Here is a 17,068-nt window from a genome sequence, read left to right as displayed (position 1 = left end):
TCCGCACCTGGCGAGGACTGCGGGAGGGGTCGTCGTCCGCGGCGGCGGCCGCTCGACTCGGCGAGCGGCCGCGGATCCTGGACTGCGTCCTGGTTCCGGTCCGCGACCGCACCGTGGGCTCTTCGGCCTGTCCAGGTTCACCTGTCTGCTGCTTCACGACTCGGTCGATTGAGTCGGCGAGCCGTTCAGCAGTCAGGGGCCGGAAGGGGATCCGGGCGGTGGCGGCGCCGAGGTCAGCAAGTCGACCCGCCCAGAACGGCTGGTCGGCGGTCACCGGCACCGTGAACGCGGGCACTCCGGCGCGCAACGCCGCGGCCGACGTGCCGGCCCCTGCGTGGTGGACCACCGCGGCCAGGGGCAGTAGGGCGTGCGGTAGGTCCCCTACGGTGAAGACGTCGTCGCCGTCGGCCGCGAGCCCGGCACTGCCGGCTTGGTAGCCATAAGAAGCGACTCCCTCGCCTGACTCTACGATCCTGTTGATCACCTAACCGGGGAGGCGACATGGCCGAGGGCCAGGAGAGCGCGGACGCGGCTGCGGCGGGAGCGGTGGAGCTGACCTACCGGCCGACCGTCGCCGACATCGCAGCCGCACTGCGGGCACGGGTGAGGAACAGCAGTGCGGGCCGCTTCCGGCGCCGGGTGCTGGTCTACATACTGGCGGTCATGGTTGTCGGCGCCCTGCTGTCGACGGCCGACGCCGGACGCCACGACACACCGTGGCGGCTGTATTCGGCGCTGGGAGTCTTCGTCGCCGTCATGACCGCGGTGCCGTGGCTGCAGGCTCGCCAGGTCCACCGGCTCAGCGAGCGGCAGGGAGACGTGCGTGCCGCCGTGGACGACGCCGGAATTCGCCTCACTACCGCGCACAGCTCCGCCACCCTCGACTGGCACCTCTACCCGCGCTATGTCGAGACCTCGGGGCTGTTCGTGCTGCTCAGCGCGGACAGGACCGCTGTCGGCGTCGTCGCCCTCCCCAAGCGCGGCGTGGCACACCCGGAGAACGTGGAACGGCTGCGGGCGATCCTCGACCGCAATCTCGTACACGCGGATGTCACCGAGACAATCGGCGGCCCGCGGAACCGGAGCCGGGCCGCCGGCCGCGGAGCCGGCTCCATCGGCCTGCTGCTCCTCGGTCTGCTGCTGTTCCTGTTCGCGTTCGCCGCCGTCCAGAAGGCCGCGCACCCGGATCGCTTCCCTGGCATCCAGAACAACAACGCCCCTGTCTCGGTCGTCCTGCTGCTCCTGGGTGTGCCGGCCGTCGTCGGAGGGTGGCGGCTCGTCCGGCGGATGAGGGTCATGCGGATCGTGTCCGCAGTGCTCGCCGCCGGCGCCCTGCTGGCCGGCAGCGCCGTCGTATACCGCGTTGGGCCGATGCTCCACTGCTGGGACGCGGCCCAGATCGCCCGCGGCCCCGCCGGCGATTACGCCTGCCTGGACTTCTGAACGGGCCGGGTGATGCTCCGGATGTGCACCACCGACCATCCCGGGCCGAGCGGCCAAGACCCGGACTGGAGCCTACAGAGGCTTGCAGCCGACACCGTCGCCGCACTTACGCTCACCTCGTCCGAGACCCGTGGTCTCGCCGACCACTGGCGCAGACTTACCCTCGAGCAGATCCGCGAGCGCGACCGCGAGTCGCCCCCCGGCTGAATCTGCTCCGCGGCGGGGCGCCCCCCATCGCGGGCCGCTTGCCCTTCAGTCCGTCGACGAAGTCCCGGTACGCCGCATCCGGATCCCGAAGCGACCTGCTGAAGGACCACCGAAGACAGCGCGCTGTACGGCCGTGTCGGCCGAGAAGTTGAAGGTGCGGTGCACATGGCGGATCGCGGCGGTCACGAGCCACGGGTGACCGGCTCGCCAGGCGATCTTCGGCAACCTTCCGCAGGATGGGTTCCGGTTGCCCGGCCGAAGCGAGGGACGGCGGGCGCTCATCGTCGTGCGCGGCAGCCATGCCGCCCCAAGCTCAGGAGCACCACATGTCAGCGAAGACGGATGTGCTGATATCAGCACTGGAGGACGCCCGTGACGCCCACACCGCGGTCATCGGCCGATTCCGGACGGATGCGGCCATCACCCCGCCGGGCGCCGACCGGCAGCGACTCGAAAGCCAAGCGATCGAGGCGGAGTACCACCTCGGGCGGATCGAGGCCCGGGTGCGCGAAATGCGCCCGCCTCGTGGGCTGCTGTCGGCCTCCGGGCAGCTGATGGGAATGGTGACCCGCGGCGCCGTGCGGGCGAGCGTACTTCCACTGGAGGTGGGGGTGTCGGCCGTGACGGAGATCGTGCGCGGTAGGAGGCCGGCCGATGAGCGCCGGCTGCTGAGGGCCGCCGAGGACCAGTACACGGCCGCAGCACGGGCCCTGGCGACCTGCCAGGCGGGCAAGGACATCGCCGAACGGCTCTACGACCAGGAGACCGCCGAGCTGTTCGCCATGCTCAGCCGGCAGAGCGAGGTGCTGCTGGAGACCAGCGAGGAGAACCTCGCCCGCCGGACCAGGGCTGTGGCGGAAGGTCCCCGTCCGCCGTGGGAGGAAGCCGCCGAGGGGGGCTTCCTGCCGCAGGCCATCAAGCGCAAGATGCAGGCGGCCATGGCCGGGCTGCGGGCACTACTCCAAAGGATCATCAGACGCGCGAGGGGCACGGCCGAGGAAGCCTGGTGGGAGATGCCCGCCGTCACCCGTGTGGCCGAGAAGGTGCAGGGCGCGATGACCCGCGAGGAGGCCCTACCCATCCCCGGCCTCAGCCAGCTCGGCGTCACGGAGATCCAGCAACGCCTGCGCGACCTGTCCCAGACGGAGCTGTCGGTGATCGAGGGCTACGAACGTGCACACGCGGGCCGCCCCGGGGTCCTGAACACCATCGAGCATCTGAGCCCAGCCCGGCCCTGAGCCGGCTAAAGGGGTCCCGCGCCGAAGCCGTCCAGCCCTCGCCGCAGCACCGTGCATCAACAGCACGGGGAGATCCCCATCTGCCGACGGCCCGTCCCGGATCGTCCCCTACCAGGGCAGGGGACGACCGAAGTGCCCGGTCAGCCGGCCGACGCCCCCGCAGCCAGGTCGAAGGGGAGGCGCATCGGACCCGCTGAACGCCATCGGCGCGCAGGCCGCCCGCGGCCCGCGCGCCATCCCTGCGCCATAACCCAGGCTTGCGCCATCATCCGGCTCTCAAGTGAGCCGGCCCACGACGGTCAGCACCATGTGCGCTTTGACCTGCCCTGGCATACTCCCGACGCTTGAGCCGCTCGTGCGCGTGTGTCCCGGCCGGGTAGATCAGGCAGCACGGGGTAGAACGGCTGGTGGCTCTTTTGTTACGGGAGCCGGAGCATGCCCATGATCAAGGGCTGTTCCCGGGCATGAACGAAGGAATAGCAGTATGGCCAGCGGCACCGTGAAGTGGTTCAACTCCGAAAAGGGTTATGGCTTCATCGCCCAGGACGACGGAGGCCCGGACGTCTTCGCCCACTACTCCGAAATCCAGGGCGGAGGCGGCTACCGTGAGCTGACCGAGGGCGAGCACGTCACCTTTGACATCGGCCAGGGGCAGAAGGGCCCGCAGGCACAAAACATTGTCCGGGGCTGACTGCTCACGATGATGCAAGGCGGGTTGCCGGAACAGGCAACCCGCCTCTCCTGTGCGGCGAGACTGCGCGACGACCAGGGTCCGGCCGCCCCAGACGTGCCAGCGCCGCGGGGCAGCCGAGGGCACCACGGCCGACCGGCCGGCATCTGCTCCGTCCGCTCGTCGACCAGTGTGATGATGACGCCGTGCAGATGGCCGTACGCGACGACCAAGCCGGAGAACTTCCGACGCGCGACCGCCTCGCCGGCCCACGAGCCCTGCTGCACCACCCGGCCACCAGCAGTCAGGGTGAGGTGATAGCGCTCCTGATCACACGACCAGACGATCATCCCGGCTGCGCGCCGGTTGTACCTCACGGCGGCACCGCGGATATGGCAGGAGATGGCCCCCGCACTGGGAATTCGCCGAAGGCGTCCGGGACACGCTGCCGGTAGAGATGGCCGCCTCCATGGACGATGAGAAGGTCTTCGGGCCAGTGCTCCACAAACTCTCCGTCACGGAGTGGGCGTCCTTCGACGTGATCGACACCGAACGTCAAGGTGCCCCGTAAGTGTCTGGACGGTGGTCTGCAGGGCTGGCAGTGGGCCGACCGCGCGATGGCGCTGGGGCCGGGGGAGGTCGCCGAGTGGGCGGCACGGCTCAGAGACGTCTTGTGGGAGGAGCTGTCGGCGTCACGCCCCGCGCAATCGATTCGCTTCTTTCCCTGTCGGTCAAGTAGTGTTCTGTTCACCGACGCGGGGTGGAGCAGCTCGGTAGCTCGCTGGGCTCATAACCCAGAGGTCGCAGGTTCAAATCCTGTCCCCGCTACTGAAGGCCGAGGGCCGGAATCCGATCAGGATTCCGGCCCTCGGTGTTTCCGTCCCCGGTCTGCCGCCCGCAATGCGGCTTCCGTGATCCACGGACCGGGTCAGCGGGCAGCAGGAAGCCCTGGCACTCACAGCGGGTTCCAGGGGGCGTATGGATGCGCTCGTCTTCGCGCAGGTACCTCGGCACGGCTTCAGGACAAGCGGGGCGGCGAGTACGACCTGCACATTCATGCGGGGAACCCCGGCATCTCCGACACGGGGGGCATCGACGGACGGCGGCCCGTCCTGGTCACTCTCATGGGGCCCGGCATCGGCGACGAGCCTTGCGTAACAGTCTGAAGCCCGCGTGGCCGAACATCTGGCGCTTGAGCATCTTGATCCGGTTCACATGGCCAGCGCAGTGTGGCGGAGTGGCCGCTTCACAAAGGTTGAGTCAGAACAGGCGAAGCCGGCGTGGTTCGGACCGGCGTCGCCCAGCCGGGGACGTTGACGGTCACCCAGTCGCCCGAGCGCCGCGGCAGCCAGGTGCTGCCGTTGAGCCGGGGGTGCTGGATGGGAGAGGACCAGTTCACGTCCGTGGTGGTGCCGGCCGTGTAGCTGATCGGAAAGGCCCACCCGTGACTCAGCGGCTGCCCGAGGACGGCGGGCGCACGGTGACCGGGACGTTGACCCCGGTCACCGTGTCGTCCATCAGGTGTCCCTCGGCGCGCATGTGCATCGCCCGCAGCACCAGGGTATGCGGGTCGAGGTCGAGGGTGAACCAGGCGGTGATGTCCGGCCGGGCGAAGGCCAGCTCGACGACGTTCGTGTCGGCGCGCAGGACGCGGATGGCGGCAGCGGGCTGGAACTCGCTGTGGTAGAAGGCCGCCGGCCAGCCGAACGAGAAGCCGCCGCGGTCGTGCTGCCAGCGGCTGGTCGGCCCGTCGCGGCGGTAGCTGTCCGGGCCGACCAGCACCGCGCTGCCGCCGCCGGCGATGCTGTACGCCATCGCATCAGGGGCGGCGAACCGGTAGTGGGTCACCACCGCAGGGTCGGTTGACGACCCGCGCAGCGTCTCCTCCATCTCCAGGCTGTGCAGCCGCCCCATAGCGGCAAGCATGCGGTTGAAGACGGCCCGACCATCCGGCGCGGGCAGCGGCACGGACCGGGTCGCGGTGGCGAGGCCGCGGTTGCTGCGCACACTGACCGTCGTCGCCCATCGGCCGGTGTCAGCCAGGGCAGCGGTGCCGGTGAAGCAACCGAATCCACACGGGCGCAACGCTGCGCGCACGGGCGACGCACCATCAGCTCGGCGTGCGGAGAACGCGGCGTCCCGCAGCCCATCGCCGGGCTGGGCCCCGACCACGGTCAGCCGCACCCGGACCCGGCCCAGGTGCGGTGGACTGAGGGACCAGCCGAGGACGAACGGACCCGAACCGGCAGCGACGGCCGCTGCCGGTTCGCTCGCCAGTGCCGCCAGCGGCGGCCTCCCGGCAGCCTCCTCGGCCGCCACGGTGGCGGCCCGGGGCGGGGCGGGGTAGCCGACCAGCGCGGCGGCCACCGCCACCGCGGTGACCGCCGCGACCAGTTCGCCCGAAACCGCGAGCCGTACTCCCCGCAGCCTCGGCACGCGGCGGCTGCGCAGCCAGTAGTGGATCAGCCCGGCGGCGGCCATCACGGCCAGCGCGGCAGCCTTTCCGAGCACCGCACGCCCGTAGCCGGTGCCGGTGAGCTGAGCCCAGCCAGACAGCTGCTGGGCCGCGTTCCCCACCCCCGTCGCAGCCACCACCACCGCCGCCGCGACCGCGGCCGGGGTCAGCCCGACCAGCACCGCGACCGCTCGTCGGCCGGCCAGCACGCCGAGCGCGATCGCGGCCACCCAGACCGCCGCCGCCAGCAGGTGCACGAACAGCGCAAGCGTGGCCGGCATCGGATGCGGCGCCGCGCCCGCATGCCCGCCGGCCGCCTCGGTGAACAGCGCACCCGCACCCACGCCTGCCGCCAGCCACCGCGGGGCCGGGGTGCGCCGGGCCTGCCACGCGATGCCGACGAGGACGCCGACGGCGGCCAGCACCAGCCCGGCCAGTCGCCACCTGCTGGACGCGCCCGCGGTCAGCAGGCCGCCCACCGCGCCAACCCGTCCGGTCGCGACCTCGGCGGCCGCCACGGCTGCGACGAGCAGCCCCGCCAGCGCCACCGCCGGCCCGGCCCTCGCCACTGCCGCGACCCGGCGGGCGGGCACACCGGCGTGCTGCGCTCGCGGCGCCAGCAGCGCGGTACCGGTCCAGGCCAGCAGCCCCAGCAGCCCGACCCACCGGCCGGCCAGCCCGACCCAGCCCTCGCTGGCGGACGGCCCAGCCGACACCGAACCCATGCCGGGCTGGGTGGTGCCGACCCCGAACTGGTAGCTGCCGTGCAGCACGTGCCCGTCGTCCAGCGCCACGCTGGTCCACCGCACCGTGTACACGCCCGTGGCGAGCGAGCCCAGTCGACGCTGCATCGCCAGCCCGTCGCCGGTCACCGGCCGCGTCGCGCCGATTCCCGCCTCGCGGGCATGGGCGTCCACGACGTCCACCCGGCTCAACCGCAGATTCAACGGCTCGTCGAAGCGCAGCACCACCGCCGCCGGCGCCTGCGGCAGCCCCGTCCCCGGAGCCGGGCTCGCCGATACCAAGCTCGCGTGCGCGAAGGCCGGCACCGCCGACGCCAGCACCATCAACAACGCAGCCACGACGGCCACCCACACGCGGCGCCCCAACGCACAGGGGACGCGGCGCGGCCTGACATTTAGGTCCACTACGTGCATCAATGCCAACTCCGCAATCGTTCCTACGACCGACACGGACACGATGACGCCGGCGGTTCATCCCGGCGGCCAACTGCGGGGCGGCCCGGCAACCGGCGCCGTCCAGACACGGCCTGCAACGCTTCCGCGACGACAGCACTTGACCATCGCGCGCAGCAGATCGGGGCTCGCCGAGGCGAGATTGCCCTCAGCCAGGGCGTGCAGAGGCAGACTGTTGGGTGCGGTCATCGTGCTGATCTCCTTCGAGCTTCGACACCTCGAAGATCAGCCGGTGGCCGTTCATCTGTGCGGGCTTCCCGAAGCCGGAGCAAACCCCCGGAGTGGACAGGCCGTTGGCAGGATGTCCGCGTTCAACACTCGATGGGAAAGGACCCGACGACCGTGGCTCGTGCCATCTCTCCCGCGAAGCGGCCGACGAAGGCGGCGGCGCGCAACCTGATCAGCGCCCTGGCCGGCTCCTGACGCTCAGCACACTTCACCGTCGTCGCAGTCCTCGGCGCGGCGGGGATCGGGCGGCCTGGAGCTGGTGTTGGGCGTCGGCGGGGCTTCCGCGCTCCGTGCCCTGCTGAAGGTCCCCCAGGTCACGTCGTCCTACCCGTCGGCGCGGTCGTCGTCGGCGTCCGGCTGCGCGGGCAGGGCCTGGCTGGCGGACACCGATTCCACTTCGCCGATGTCCTGCGGCGTGAGGTCGAGGTCGGAGGTCTCGTCGTCGCCGAGTCCTTCTGCCTCTCTTCGCGCCTTGCGCCGGTCATGGAGAAGGGAAGAGACAACGGCGGCGAAATAGAGCATCCAGATCGGCGCGGCCAGCGCCAGCATGGTCAGCGGGTCCGTGCTCGGCGTGGCCACAGCAGAAAAGACCGAGATCCCCACGATCATGCCGCGCCACCGGCCGAGCATCCGCCGACCGGACAGCACTCCGGTGAGGTTCAGCATCACCAGCAGCAGCGGCATCTCGAAGGAGAGACCAAAGACGACCACCATGCGGGTGACGAGGTCGAGCAGATCGTCCAGCGGCAACAGGTTGTCCACCCCGCGCGGGGTGAAGTGGATCAACACCTTCGCGGTCGTGGGCAGCACCCTGTAGGCGAAGAGGGCGCCGCCGAAGAACAGCGGGACGCCCGCGCCGACGAACGCGTAGGCGTATTTCCGCTCGTGCTTGTGCAGGCCGGGGGCAACGAACGCCCACAGCTGGTACAGCCATACCGGCGAGGCCAGCACGACACCGGCCATCAGGGACACCTTCAGCGCCAGGGTGAAGGGCGCGAGCAGACCGTTGATCGTGATCCGCGCGCAGGTGGTGTCCGCGGTCTGCTTGGCCAGATCGGCGAAGGACGTCGGGCAGCCGACCGAGTCCAGCACCGGCCTGGTGAAGAAGTCAATGATGCCTTTGTAGTTGAAGGCCGCGGCGATCGTGACGGCCAGGATGGCAAGGACGGCCCTGGCGAGCCGGTTGCGGAGCTCACGAAGGTGCTCCCCGAGCGGCATCCGCCCCTCGGGATCCTTCTCCTTGTTGCGGGCCGACTGGGGCACGCCGCTTCCTCATCTCGTGCGGCAGACCGGAGACCACCGGCCCTGCGTCAGTACTTGATCGTCTCCGTCACCCGGTGGGGCGCGAGCTCGCCACGGCGCCGATTGCGCCCGGTAGCGCGTCCAGGAGGCAGTTGGTCCAGGTCGGCACCACTTACCGCGGGCTGATCTGCCCTGCCCAGCCCGAGGGTGGGCGGCTCACGGAGGTCCTCGGACCATCCACTGTCGCGCGCCGCGCTCGGACCGGAAAGCAGCTCTGCTCCGGCCAGGACGCCGACCGATACCGCAGACAACGACGCGGGCGGCCCGACAGCGCATGAGGTGAGCCGGCCGGGGTGGCTTCGGGCAGCGTCTCGTGCGGGGATGAGCCAGGGGCGCGCAGGACCGGGCTCAGTCTCTGTGGCTGGTCGTGCTGTCCGTGGGCGCGGTGCGGGCGGTGGCGGTGTCTCCGGGAGTGCCCGAGATCGTCCGCGGTCCCGGTGCAGGCTCAGGCTCGGGGCGTGGCTCGTTGGAGACGCCGTCGTCCTTCATGGCCTTGGTCTCGCTCTTGAGGATCCGCATGGACTTGCCCAGCGCCCGGGCCGTGTCGGGTAGTTTCTTCGAGCCGAAGATCAAAACCACCACCGCGACCAGGATCAGCAGGTGCCAGGGCTCCAGCGCATTGCGGAACATCGTCACACCACCCCTTCGAACGCGTCGGCCCTCATATCCGCCTCGGCGATCGGTGCCGCTTGTTCCTGCGCGGCAGCGGTGGGAGCGGGAGTACCCGCGGCGCATCGTGTCTCGCCGCCCCAAGCATGCACCGGTGGCCGGCACTCGTCGTCGCAGAAGGAGATCCGCAGGAGGTGGCTGGGCAGGTCGGCGTCCGTGCCCGCGCCCGCGGTCTCGTGCGCGGGCGCCTGGGAGGAGGTTTCCCGGCGCACTTGGCACGACGGTTTCACCGGTGTCCGCCGCCCGCGCCATCGGGAGATTCCCACGGCGTCGTCCAGCCAGGCCTCACAAGTGAATTCGTCGCCCGTCGCCGCCGCAACCGCGAGGGGCCCGAACGGCATCAGGCATACGGCGAGGCGTAGTTCGCCGCCTGTGACCTGCATGGCCACCTGCGCCGGCTGCCCGGCCCGCGGAGTGTGCGGGGGCGTTTGGGCCGGATGGACGCCCAGCCGCTGCCCCTGGGAGCAACCACATTCGGGCACCTGGAACAGCCGATGGGTCCTCGCGTTCGGCCGCGGTGCGTTCATCGGCCTTCCCCGGTGTGACCGTTCCTGTCGTCGGCCGGCGCGATGTTCACGCATGGCTGTCGGGCGTGGGAGGCGAGGCGAGTGGAGTTGGCCGGCTGCTGCGGGGGCGTGCCGGGTGTCGATGTCCTTGCGGGTCATGTGTCCTTCTCCTTGTCGGGTCGGGGTCGATTCAGATTCCGGGGCGCCCGGCAGCCGTCCAGGCGGCGCACTCCTGGCGGACGTAGAGGCGGCGGCTGGGGGCGAGCTTGATCGCGTCGGGGTGGTGCGGACCGGCCACCAGGTCGGGATGGCGGCAGTCGTGCGGGACGAATTGTTCGGTGTCCCGAGGACCGCATGGGTACCCGGGCTGGGCCCGGGCAGCTGTCGATGGGGCACGGCTTGTGGGTCGCGAAGGCCCACTTGGCGGGGTCGTCGGGTGACCCGGCGCCGCAGCCGCCCCCCAGTGATCCCTCGCTGTGCTGCGGTGCCGGCCCCGGCAAGGGGCCGCAGGTCGTGCGGAACGCCCGGCCCGGTCATGGCGAGCACCTCAGGCAGGCACGGACTTCGCGGCCGCTACGTGTCTGGTGGACCTCGGTCGACTGGGCGAGGTACTGGACGATGCCGGTGCCGCGGCCGTGTTCGTCGGAGGCGATGTCGGGGCGATGGCGCTCCACTTCCATGCCGGAGTCAGTGACCACAATGTGCAGCGTGCCGTCGTCGAGGACGAGCCTCAGGGTCATGCGCTCGCGGCCGTACTGGGCGGCGTTGGCGGCGAGTTCGTCGACGATGAGAACGGCTGAGTCCCGTTCGCTTGCGGGCACGCTCCAGGCCTCCAGCAGATCAGCCGCGAAGTGACGGGCGGCGGAGACGTGCGCCTCCTGCGCGGGCAGGGTGAGCAGCGCCTCGTGGCGACAGGGCTGGCCGAGCAGTGAACTCGGGCTGAGGGTGTCGGTCACAAACATGGTCTTCTGGCTCTTCTGTGGATGTGCGGAGACCGGAAGGGGGAGGACCACCAGCAACTTCCGGGTGCCGGTAGGCTGGATCCTGCATCGGCGCGCTCATCTGGTTCCACGGGCGACACATGCCGAACGGTTCGAGCCATTCGCCGCTTTTGCTCGATTTCTTGCGGGTCACGTCCATGCCGGCGGCCTGGCCGGCTCACTCGCCTCTGTCAGAGCTCGATGCCGTACTCGGGTGGGCCCAGCGGCTCGTTCCTTCGCCCGTGGTCGTCCGGACGACCCTGCGGGAACGTCGCACCGCGGAGCCGGACGAACGTCGATCAGCCCGACCGCGAGGTGGTTTTTTTCCTGCCGGTGGCATCCGCTTCGACGTCCCAGCCCTTCGGCGGCGACGTCTTCTTGGCTCTTGTGCCGCCGTGCGCTCACACCCGGCAGTTGTCGTCATGTCACTGGGACGCCTCGTCCTTCCCGCGCACACCGGTCGTCCCGGTCGGCGCGGACGGCACGAAGAAGTTCCCCGCCAGGCCGGCCCAGTGACATGACGACCCCGGCCTCGCCTCACGCCCGGATAGTGACCAGCTTCTGGCCGTTGCCTGCGAGGATCTCGAAGTGCTCGATGGCCCCGGAGTCCATGGCAACCGCCCCAGGGATCGTGGTGCCGGGAGGGTACTCGCCTGCCCGCCAGGTGGCGCCGTCCGCCCTGGCTCCGCCGGGCCCGACCGCCTGCAGCCGGCAGGTGATTCCGGCGGGTGCCCCCTTGGCGGAGACCTGCAGGACACTGCCCCAGGCAGAGGGTGAGACCTTCACCGAGGCGGAGACCCCGGTGGTGGGATCGCTTCCGGAGACGGTGCGCCAGGTCGTGGGCGCGGTCGGCCCGGGCGGCGACGCCACGCTGCCCACTGTGCCGATGGCCGCCAGCCATGTGCCACTGGCCGCTGCCGCGACGAACGCCAGTGAGGCGGCTGCGCCGGCCAGTTGCAGACGCCAGGTCCTGCGGCGCCGGGTCGCGGCCTGCTGGAGCAGTTTCTCCAGCACACCTCCCTCCGCCGCCCGCGACACCGCGGGCACGGCGGGCACGGCGTGCCGTTCGGGCGAGGAGCCCTGCGCGCTCTCGGCTGCCCGTGCCACCAGCCGGTCGGCCAGGTTACCGTCGGCCGCCGGCACCGTCCGGCCTGCGGCTTCCGCCGGGGTCACCGTCGCCAGCAGCGCGGGCAGTCTCGTCAGCTGGGCGTGTTCAGCCTGGCACTCGGCGCATTCCGCGAGGTGGGCGCGCACCCGCTCCGCTTCCGCCAAGGGCAGCGTGCCCAGGACGCATGCTCCGAGCGCCAGCCGGAGGTCTTCGTGCTTCGCGCTCATGGTCGCCACCTCCTGCACGCCACGGTCATGGCTCGATCCCCCGTTCCTGGAGCGCCAACCGCAGGGCGTGCAGGGCGTAGTACGTCCGCGACTTCACGGTGCCCAGCGGAATGCCCAGCACCCGCGCTGCCTCCGTCATGGTCCGGCCCCGGTAGTACGTCTCCAGCAGGACGGCGCGGTGGTCCGGGGACAGCGTCCGCAGGGCGTCGGCCACCGCCCAGCTCTGCAGCGCCTGCTCGATCTCGTCCTCGCCCGATTTCTGCTCGGCGGCACGCTCCAGCGCCTCGCCGCCGGCCTCGGCCGGCCTGGCCTGCCGGGCCCGGTGGGCATCGATGACCAGGTGCCGGGCGACCGTGCACAGCCATGCCCGGGCCGGGCCTCGCGCGGGATCGAACGCGGCGGGATGCTGCCACGCCCGGAGCAGTGTCTCCTGCACCACGTCCTCCGCCCATTGCCAATCTCCCGAGGTCAGTCGCAGTACGTAGTGGAACAGGGCTCCTGCGTGCTCCGCGTACAGGGTGCGCAGCAGTTCCTCATCTGCGGTCGAAAGGGTCCCTTTACCAGAGACACGGTCCGCGGAGCGATCCGGATCGGTCCGCGGGCCATGTTTTCGGGAACTCCAGGGCATAGGCCGATCATCGCGCACATGTACTGCTTTGTCCTGTAACGCACGAAAGGGTGCAGGTGTCGCTCTGTGAGCGTCGTGGGCGTGGCGTCCCCGCCGGGTCTTGCGGCACCGCCAGGGCCAAGCGTGCGCGGCACCGCCAGGGCCAAGCGTGCGCGGCGCCCGGAAGGCCGGCTGATCTGCGGTGATACCAAGAGGTCTCACAAAAGTGCGTATCCGCCGAACCGTGGGACCCCCGCCGTCCGTGGAGCCGGGCGAGAGCCGACTTACGCGCAATTCCTCATCGATTCCCCCCGCGGCAAAGGATGGATCAGAGGTGACCGAGACACACCACGCAGGCTGGCTGTCGCCATCATCGCCACTGCCGGCGCGCTGGGGCTCCTCGGCTCATGCGGCCAGTCGTCGCATTCCTCGGCCGCCGGAGCTTGCACCCTCACACCCGGTCCGGGTCATCACCAGACGGCAGGGATGCCCGGCGCCAAGGGGGCCGCTCCGGTGGCCGGGAACGCCGCGGAGATCAAGAACTTCGCGTTCTCCCCGGCCACGCCGAAGGTCAAAGCGGGCACGACGGTGACCTGGACCAACCAGGTCACCGACGCCCACACCGTCACCAGCGCCGGATCGGGCGGCCCGCTCCATTCGGCCGCCCTGGCCACTCCCGCCGCCTACAGCCACCAGTTCATACAGCCCGGCACCCATTCCTACCGCTGCACCATCCACCCGTTCATGACCACCACTGTGGAGGTGACCCGATGAGCGACCACTACGACAGTCACGGCGGAGCACCGGCCGACGACGCCGGTCGACCCGATACCGAAAACGGTATGACTCGATGCCAACTCATGAGGCGCACAGGCTGGTTCGGGGACCTCGTGGTGCTGACCGTGGCCAGCGGGGAGGTGATCAGCCACATCGCCGAATTCCGGGACAGCAACGCCACGGGGGTCGCCGGGGCCGCGGCCGTGGAAAGCGGGGCGCTGCGGTTCATGCAGGTCTCCGACAGCCATCTCGGATTCCAGGGTCCGGCCAACATGACAGAGTGCGTCTTCACCGTGCCCGGCGAGCACGACTCCATGGGCGACGCGGGACGCGCCTACCGGCAGACCTTCGGGAAGGGCACGCTCGGAAAGCCGCACCGCCTCGCGGGTAACACGACGGCCGGTCACACCCACGGCGGGGAAAACAGCGCGCCCGGCGCCACAGTGGCACGTCGTACACGCATCCGGCAGCAAGGTCGAACCCGATTGATTGGGGACTGATGACCGGGCCCACGGGCGCGCGGATCCGGCGTCCCGCACGAACGGTGGCGGGCTTCTTGGCTGCTTTGCTGCCGGTCGCGGTCGCGGTGGGGGTCTATGCGTTCGGCCGCACGCACACCCCCGACTACACCAGCGGCCTGTTCGGACGGCACGGCGTCGGCGTCAACGATCTCAAGGCGCGTTTGGGCAGCGCTCTGATGGCACTCGCGGTCGTCCAACTGCTCCTCGGGCTGTGGATGTACCGACGCCTACCGGGAGTGAGGGCCGCACCGCACCGGGTGCACCCCGCACACCGGCTCATCGGCCTCCTTGCCTTTCTGCTCTCGCTGCCCATCGCCTACCACTGCATCACCGCCTACGGAGTCGAGTTCACGAGCAGCCGAGTGGCGGTGCACTCCATCACGGGCTGCGTCCTGTACGGCGCGTTCGTCGCCAAGGTGCTGGTGGTACACAGCCGCCGACTGCCCGGTTGGGCGCTTCCGGCCGCCGGCGGCGCCCTGGTCACCGCCATCGCGGTGATGTGGTACACAGCCGCCTTGTGGTTCTTCGCCGGCTCCGCCCCCGGCTTCTGACCGTGCCCGCGGGCGTCACCTCGGCAGCTGGGACGCACCGGCCGCGCCGAACGCGAGGGACTGCGGCAGCTCCGACGGCACCGCCGGAGGTGTGACTGAACCGAACCGCTCACGGTCCCGGGGATGCCGTCCGCCGGTCTCAGAGGGTGAGGGTGGGGTCTTCGAGGCCGGCCCAGACGGCGAGGTCGAGGGTGCGTTCGAGGCCGTTGCGCTCGCCGGTGGTGACGTCCCCGGGTTCGGCGGTGGTGATCTGCTGCAGCCGGGTGCGGTCGAGGAGGTCGAGGGCGGGGCTGTTGTCCGCCGTCAGCAGTTCGCGGACCTGGGTCTGCAGTTCCGTCACGTAGGCGGGGTCCTGAGTGGAGGGATAGGGGCTTTTGACCCGCTCCGCGACTGACCGCGGCAGGAGTTCCGAGGTGGCCGCCCTCAGGAGGCTCTTCTCTCGGCCGTCGAAGGTCTTCATCGACCACGGGGTGTTGAAGACGTACTCGACCAGGCGGTGGTCGCAGAACGGAACGCGGACCTCCAGACCGGTGGCCATGCTGAGGCGGTCCTTGCGGTCCAGGAGCATGCGGACGAAGCGGGTGAGGTGGAGATAGCACACTTCCCGCATCCGGCGTTCGAGGGGGTCCTTCTCGCTGTCCAGGCGCGGTACCTGGACCATGGCCTCCTCGTACCGCTGGGCGAGGTAGCCGGGCAGGTCCAGTCGTTCCCGCAGTTCCGGATCTAGCAGCGAACTGCCGCCCCGGCCATGCTGGCGTTCCATCGCCGCCAGCCAGGGGAAGGTGCCGGCGTCCCGAGCGGCAGGGTCGTGGAACCACGCGTAGCCGCCGAAGACCTCGTCGGCGGACTCCCCGGACAGGGCCACCGTGGAGTGCTCGCGGATCGCCCGGAACAGCAGCAGCAGTGACTGGTCCATGTCGCCCAGGCCCAGGGGCAGGTCACGGGCGCGAACGGCGGCGGCGCGGACGTTCGGATCCGCGAGGCCCTCGGGATCGAGGACGATGTCCTGATGGTCGGTGCCCACGTGCCGGACGACGTCGTGGACGTACGGCGTGTCCGGCGTCGCGCGCAGGTCGTCGGGGATGAAGTTCTCGCTCTGGCCGACGAAGTCGACGGCGAAGCTGCGGACGGTTTCCTTTCCGCGGAGTTGCCGCGCTGCCAGTGCGGTGATGGCACTGGAGTCCAGGCCGCCCGAGAGCAGGACGCACCGCGGCACGTCCGAGACCAGCTGGCGGCGCACGGTGTCCTCCAGCAACTCGCGCACCCGCGCGATGGTGTCCTGCCGGGTATCGGTGTGCTCGGCGGCGCTGAGCTGCCAGTACGGACGGGTGCGCAGGCCGGCGCGCTCGACGGTCACCACGGTGCCGGGCTCCACTTCCCGCATTCCCGCCCAGATGGCGTGGCCGGGGGTCTTGGCCATGGAGAACAGTTCGCGCAGCCCGTCGAGGCCGACGGTGCGGGGTACGACGGGGTTGGCCAGGATGGCTTTGGGTTCGGAGCCGAACAGTACGCCGTCGTCGGTGGCGAAGTAGTACAGGGGCTTGATACCCATGCGGTCGCGGATCAGCAGCAGCTGGTCTGTCCGTCCGTCCCAGACGGCGAAGGCGAACATGCCGTTGAGGTGCTCGGGAAGGTCGGCCCCCCACTCCAGGTAGCCCCGCAGTACGACCTCGGTGTCGCTGTCGGTGTGGAAGGAATGGCCGCGGTGGCGCAGCTCGCCACGCAACTCGGTGTAGTTGTACGCCTCTCCCGAGTACACCAGCACGACATCGCCGTCCGGGGTGTGCTCACTCATCGGCTGGACGCCGCCGGGCAGGTCGATGATGGCGAGCCGACGGTGGCCCAGAGCGGCGTGCGTGTCGAGCCAGAGGCCCTGTGCGTCCGGTCCGCGGCAGGCCATCGTGGCGTTCATGGCTTCGACGGTGGGGCGTTCCGGTCGCAGGTCGCGCTGGTAGGACACCCAACCGGAGATTCCGCACATGAGGTGGCGCTCCTTGCCGTGGAGAAGCATCCAGCACCGTGGATGGCACCCCCTACAGGACCGTAACAAGGACCGCCGACCGGCGCAGCTCGCACGGGCGGACGGGCTGCGGCGCGGGGACGGTCCCTGGGTATCGCCACGTATGCGGGAGGCGGCAAGGTGGCTCGTGCCGCGAGTGTTCGCAGCCCCCGCCGGGGCATTCCTGCGCGGATGTCCAGCTTGGTGAAGGCCTTGGCATCGGTGCCGCCGGGGTTGCACGGCGGTCTCCATCGCGATGTTGTCCTGCGGACCGTTACAGGTTGGCCAGGTGATGAGCGACGAGCGCGGTGATAGGCGACGAACGTGGTGTTACGCATCCAGACAGCGTGGGCAAGCTGCCGCACCGACGGTCCCTCGCCCTTG

15 protein-coding genes, 1 tRNA gene and 1 pseudogene are annotated in these 17,068 nt (G+C 70.4%); 8 read left to right on the top strand and 9 right to left on the bottom strand.

The features are described 5' to 3' along the window. Positions 1 to 145: 145 nt before the first annotated feature. A pseudogene (locus ACFY3J_RS32425) lies at positions 146 to 433 on the bottom strand (glycosyltransferase); the annotation flags it as partial. A gap of 68 nt (positions 434 to 501) precedes the next feature. Here ACFY3J_RS32425 and ACFY3J_RS32420 point away from each other — a divergent pair. The 5 genes from ACFY3J_RS32420 to ACFY3J_RS32400 all read left to right on the top strand — a co-directional run bounded on the left by ACFY3J_RS32420 (position 502) and on the right by ACFY3J_RS32400 (position 4,982). Next, positions 502 to 1,443, top strand: a complete 942-nt coding sequence (locus ACFY3J_RS32420; RefSeq protein WP_390842310.1) for a YcxB family protein — start codon at positions 502 to 504, stop codon at positions 1,441 to 1,443. Positions 1,444 to 1,976: 533 nt separating this feature from the next. After that, entirely contained in the window at positions 1,977 to 2,888 is a 912-nt protein-coding gene (locus ACFY3J_RS32415; RefSeq protein WP_384183300.1) for a hypothetical protein, read from the top strand. Positions 2,889 to 3,372: 484 nt separating this feature from the next. Then, on the top strand, positions 3,373 to 3,579 hold the full coding sequence (locus tag ACFY3J_RS32410; RefSeq protein ID WP_141367736.1) for a cold-shock protein: 207 nt from the start codon (positions 3,373 to 3,375) through the stop codon (positions 3,577 to 3,579). Between the two features lie 733 nt (positions 3,580 to 4,312). Continuing rightward, a tRNA-Met gene (locus ACFY3J_RS32405) sits at positions 4,313 to 4,386 on the top strand. A gap of 452 nt (positions 4,387 to 4,838) precedes the next feature. Beyond that, positions 4,839 to 4,982, top strand: coding sequence for a hypothetical protein (locus ACFY3J_RS32400; RefSeq protein ID WP_390842309.1), 144 nt, complete (start codon positions 4,839 to 4,841; stop codon positions 4,980 to 4,982). A 25-nt stretch (positions 4,983 to 5,007) separates the two neighbouring features. On the opposite strand, the gene ACFY3J_RS32395 is transcribed toward ACFY3J_RS32400, so the two are convergent. From ACFY3J_RS32395 to ACFY3J_RS32365, 7 genes are all read right to left on the bottom strand, one after another. Further along, positions 5,008 to 7,095: a copper resistance protein CopC gene (locus ACFY3J_RS32395; RefSeq protein WP_390842308.1), complete on the bottom strand. Its 2,088-nt coding sequence runs from the start codon at positions 7,093 to 7,095 to the stop codon at positions 5,008 to 5,010. A gap of 666 nt (positions 7,096 to 7,761) precedes the next feature. Beyond that, positions 7,762 to 8,700, bottom strand: coding sequence for a twin-arginine translocase subunit TatC (tatC, locus tag ACFY3J_RS32390; RefSeq protein WP_384183309.1), 939 nt, complete (start codon positions 8,698 to 8,700; stop codon positions 7,762 to 7,764). A gap of 387 nt (positions 8,701 to 9,087) precedes the next feature. Then, positions 9,088 to 9,369, bottom strand: coding sequence for a Sec-independent protein translocase subunit TatA (gene tatA / locus ACFY3J_RS32385; protein ID WP_384183311.1), 282 nt, complete (start codon positions 9,367 to 9,369; stop codon positions 9,088 to 9,090). Between the two features lie 2 nt (positions 9,370 to 9,371). Beyond that, a complete protein-coding gene (locus tag ACFY3J_RS32380) occupies positions 9,372 to 9,797 on the bottom strand; it encodes a hypothetical protein (RefSeq protein WP_390842307.1) in 426 nt (141 codons plus the stop codon). A 650-nt stretch (positions 9,798 to 10,447) separates the two neighbouring features. After that, entirely contained in the window at positions 10,448 to 10,870 is a 423-nt protein-coding gene (locus tag ACFY3J_RS32375; protein WP_384183316.1) for an ATP-binding protein, read from the bottom strand. A 561-nt stretch (positions 10,871 to 11,431) separates the two neighbouring features. Then, positions 11,432 to 12,229 (bottom strand): anti-sigma factor family protein, encoded by a 798-nt coding sequence (locus ACFY3J_RS32370; RefSeq protein WP_384183319.1) that lies wholly within the window; start codon positions 12,227 to 12,229, stop codon positions 11,432 to 11,434. 25 nt (positions 12,230 to 12,254) lie between these two features. Continuing rightward, a complete protein-coding gene (locus ACFY3J_RS32365) occupies positions 12,255 to 12,857 on the bottom strand; it encodes a sigma-70 family RNA polymerase sigma factor (RefSeq protein ID WP_384183322.1) in 603 nt (200 codons plus the stop codon). A 492-nt stretch (positions 12,858 to 13,349) separates the two neighbouring features. Here ACFY3J_RS32365 and ACFY3J_RS32360 point away from each other — a divergent pair, with 492 nt between their 5' ends. The 3 genes from ACFY3J_RS32360 to ACFY3J_RS32350 are packed head-to-tail and all read left to right on the top strand — an operon-like array spanning position 13,350 to position 14,685. Continuing rightward, positions 13,350 to 13,610 carry a plastocyanin/azurin family copper-binding protein gene (locus ACFY3J_RS32360; RefSeq protein ID WP_390842306.1) on the top strand — a complete coding sequence of 87 codons (261 nt, stop codon included), beginning with the start codon at positions 13,350 to 13,352 and terminating at the stop codon, positions 13,608 to 13,610. Next, complete coding sequence (locus tag ACFY3J_RS32355) at positions 13,607 to 14,113, top strand: hypothetical protein (protein WP_390842305.1); 507 nt, start codon at positions 13,607 to 13,609, stop codon at positions 14,111 to 14,113. The genes ACFY3J_RS32360 and ACFY3J_RS32355 overlap by 4 nt, the downstream gene beginning before the upstream one ends. Continuing rightward, positions 14,113 to 14,685: a DUF6529 family protein gene (locus ACFY3J_RS32350; RefSeq protein WP_390842303.1), complete on the top strand. Its 573-nt coding sequence runs from the start codon at positions 14,113 to 14,115 to the stop codon at positions 14,683 to 14,685. Before ACFY3J_RS32355 ends, ACFY3J_RS32350 begins: the two co-directional genes overlap by 1 nt. A 139-nt stretch (positions 14,686 to 14,824) precedes the next feature. Here ACFY3J_RS32350 and asnB read toward each other — a convergent pair whose 3' ends face one another. Continuing rightward, complete coding sequence (gene asnB, locus ACFY3J_RS32345; protein WP_390842302.1) at positions 14,825 to 16,666, bottom strand: asparagine synthase (glutamine-hydrolyzing); 1,842 nt, start codon at positions 16,664 to 16,666, stop codon at positions 14,825 to 14,827. Between the last annotated feature and the right edge of the window lie 402 nt (positions 16,667 to 17,068).

This window comes from Streptomyces sp. NPDC001231 (assembly GCF_042896885.1).
In the GTDB taxonomy this organism is placed as follows: domain Bacteria; phylum Actinomycetota; class Actinomycetes; order Streptomycetales; family Streptomycetaceae; genus Streptomyces.
This window is presented reverse-complemented; position numbering and strand designations above follow the sequence as displayed.

What these genes read in the sequence shown, in the direction of transcription:
- ACFY3J_RS32410 (WP_141367736.1), top strand. Translation starts at nt 3,373, where the DNA reads ATGGCCAGCGGCACCGTGAAGTGGTTCAACTCCGAAAAGGGTTATGGC.
- ACFY3J_RS32370 (WP_384183319.1), bottom strand. Translation starts at nt 12,229, where the DNA reads ATGAGCGCGAAGCACGAAGACCTCCGGCTGGCGCTCGGAGCATGCGTC.
- ACFY3J_RS32415 (WP_384183300.1), top strand. Translation starts at nt 1,977, where the DNA reads ATGTCAGCGAAGACGGATGTGCTGATATCAGCACTGGAGGACGCCCGT.
- tatA (WP_384183311.1), bottom strand. Translation starts at nt 9,369, where the DNA reads ATGTTCCGCAATGCGCTGGAGCCCTGGCACCTGCTGATCCTGGTCGCG.
- ACFY3J_RS32365 (WP_384183322.1), bottom strand. Translation starts at nt 12,857, where the DNA reads ATGCCCTGGAGTTCCCGAAAACATGGCCCGCGGACCGATCCGGATCGC.
- asnB (WP_390842302.1), bottom strand. Translation starts at nt 16,666, where the DNA reads ATGTGCGGAATCTCCGGTTGGGTGTCCTACCAGCGCGACCTGCGACCG.
- ACFY3J_RS32355 (WP_390842305.1), top strand. Translation starts at nt 13,607, where the DNA reads ATGAGCGACCACTACGACAGTCACGGCGGAGCACCGGCCGACGACGCC.
- ACFY3J_RS32350 (WP_390842303.1), top strand. Translation starts at nt 14,113, where the DNA reads ATGACCGGGCCCACGGGCGCGCGGATCCGGCGTCCCGCACGAACGGTG.
- ACFY3J_RS32420 (WP_390842310.1), top strand. Translation starts at nt 502, where the DNA reads ATGGCCGAGGGCCAGGAGAGCGCGGACGCGGCTGCGGCGGGAGCGGTG.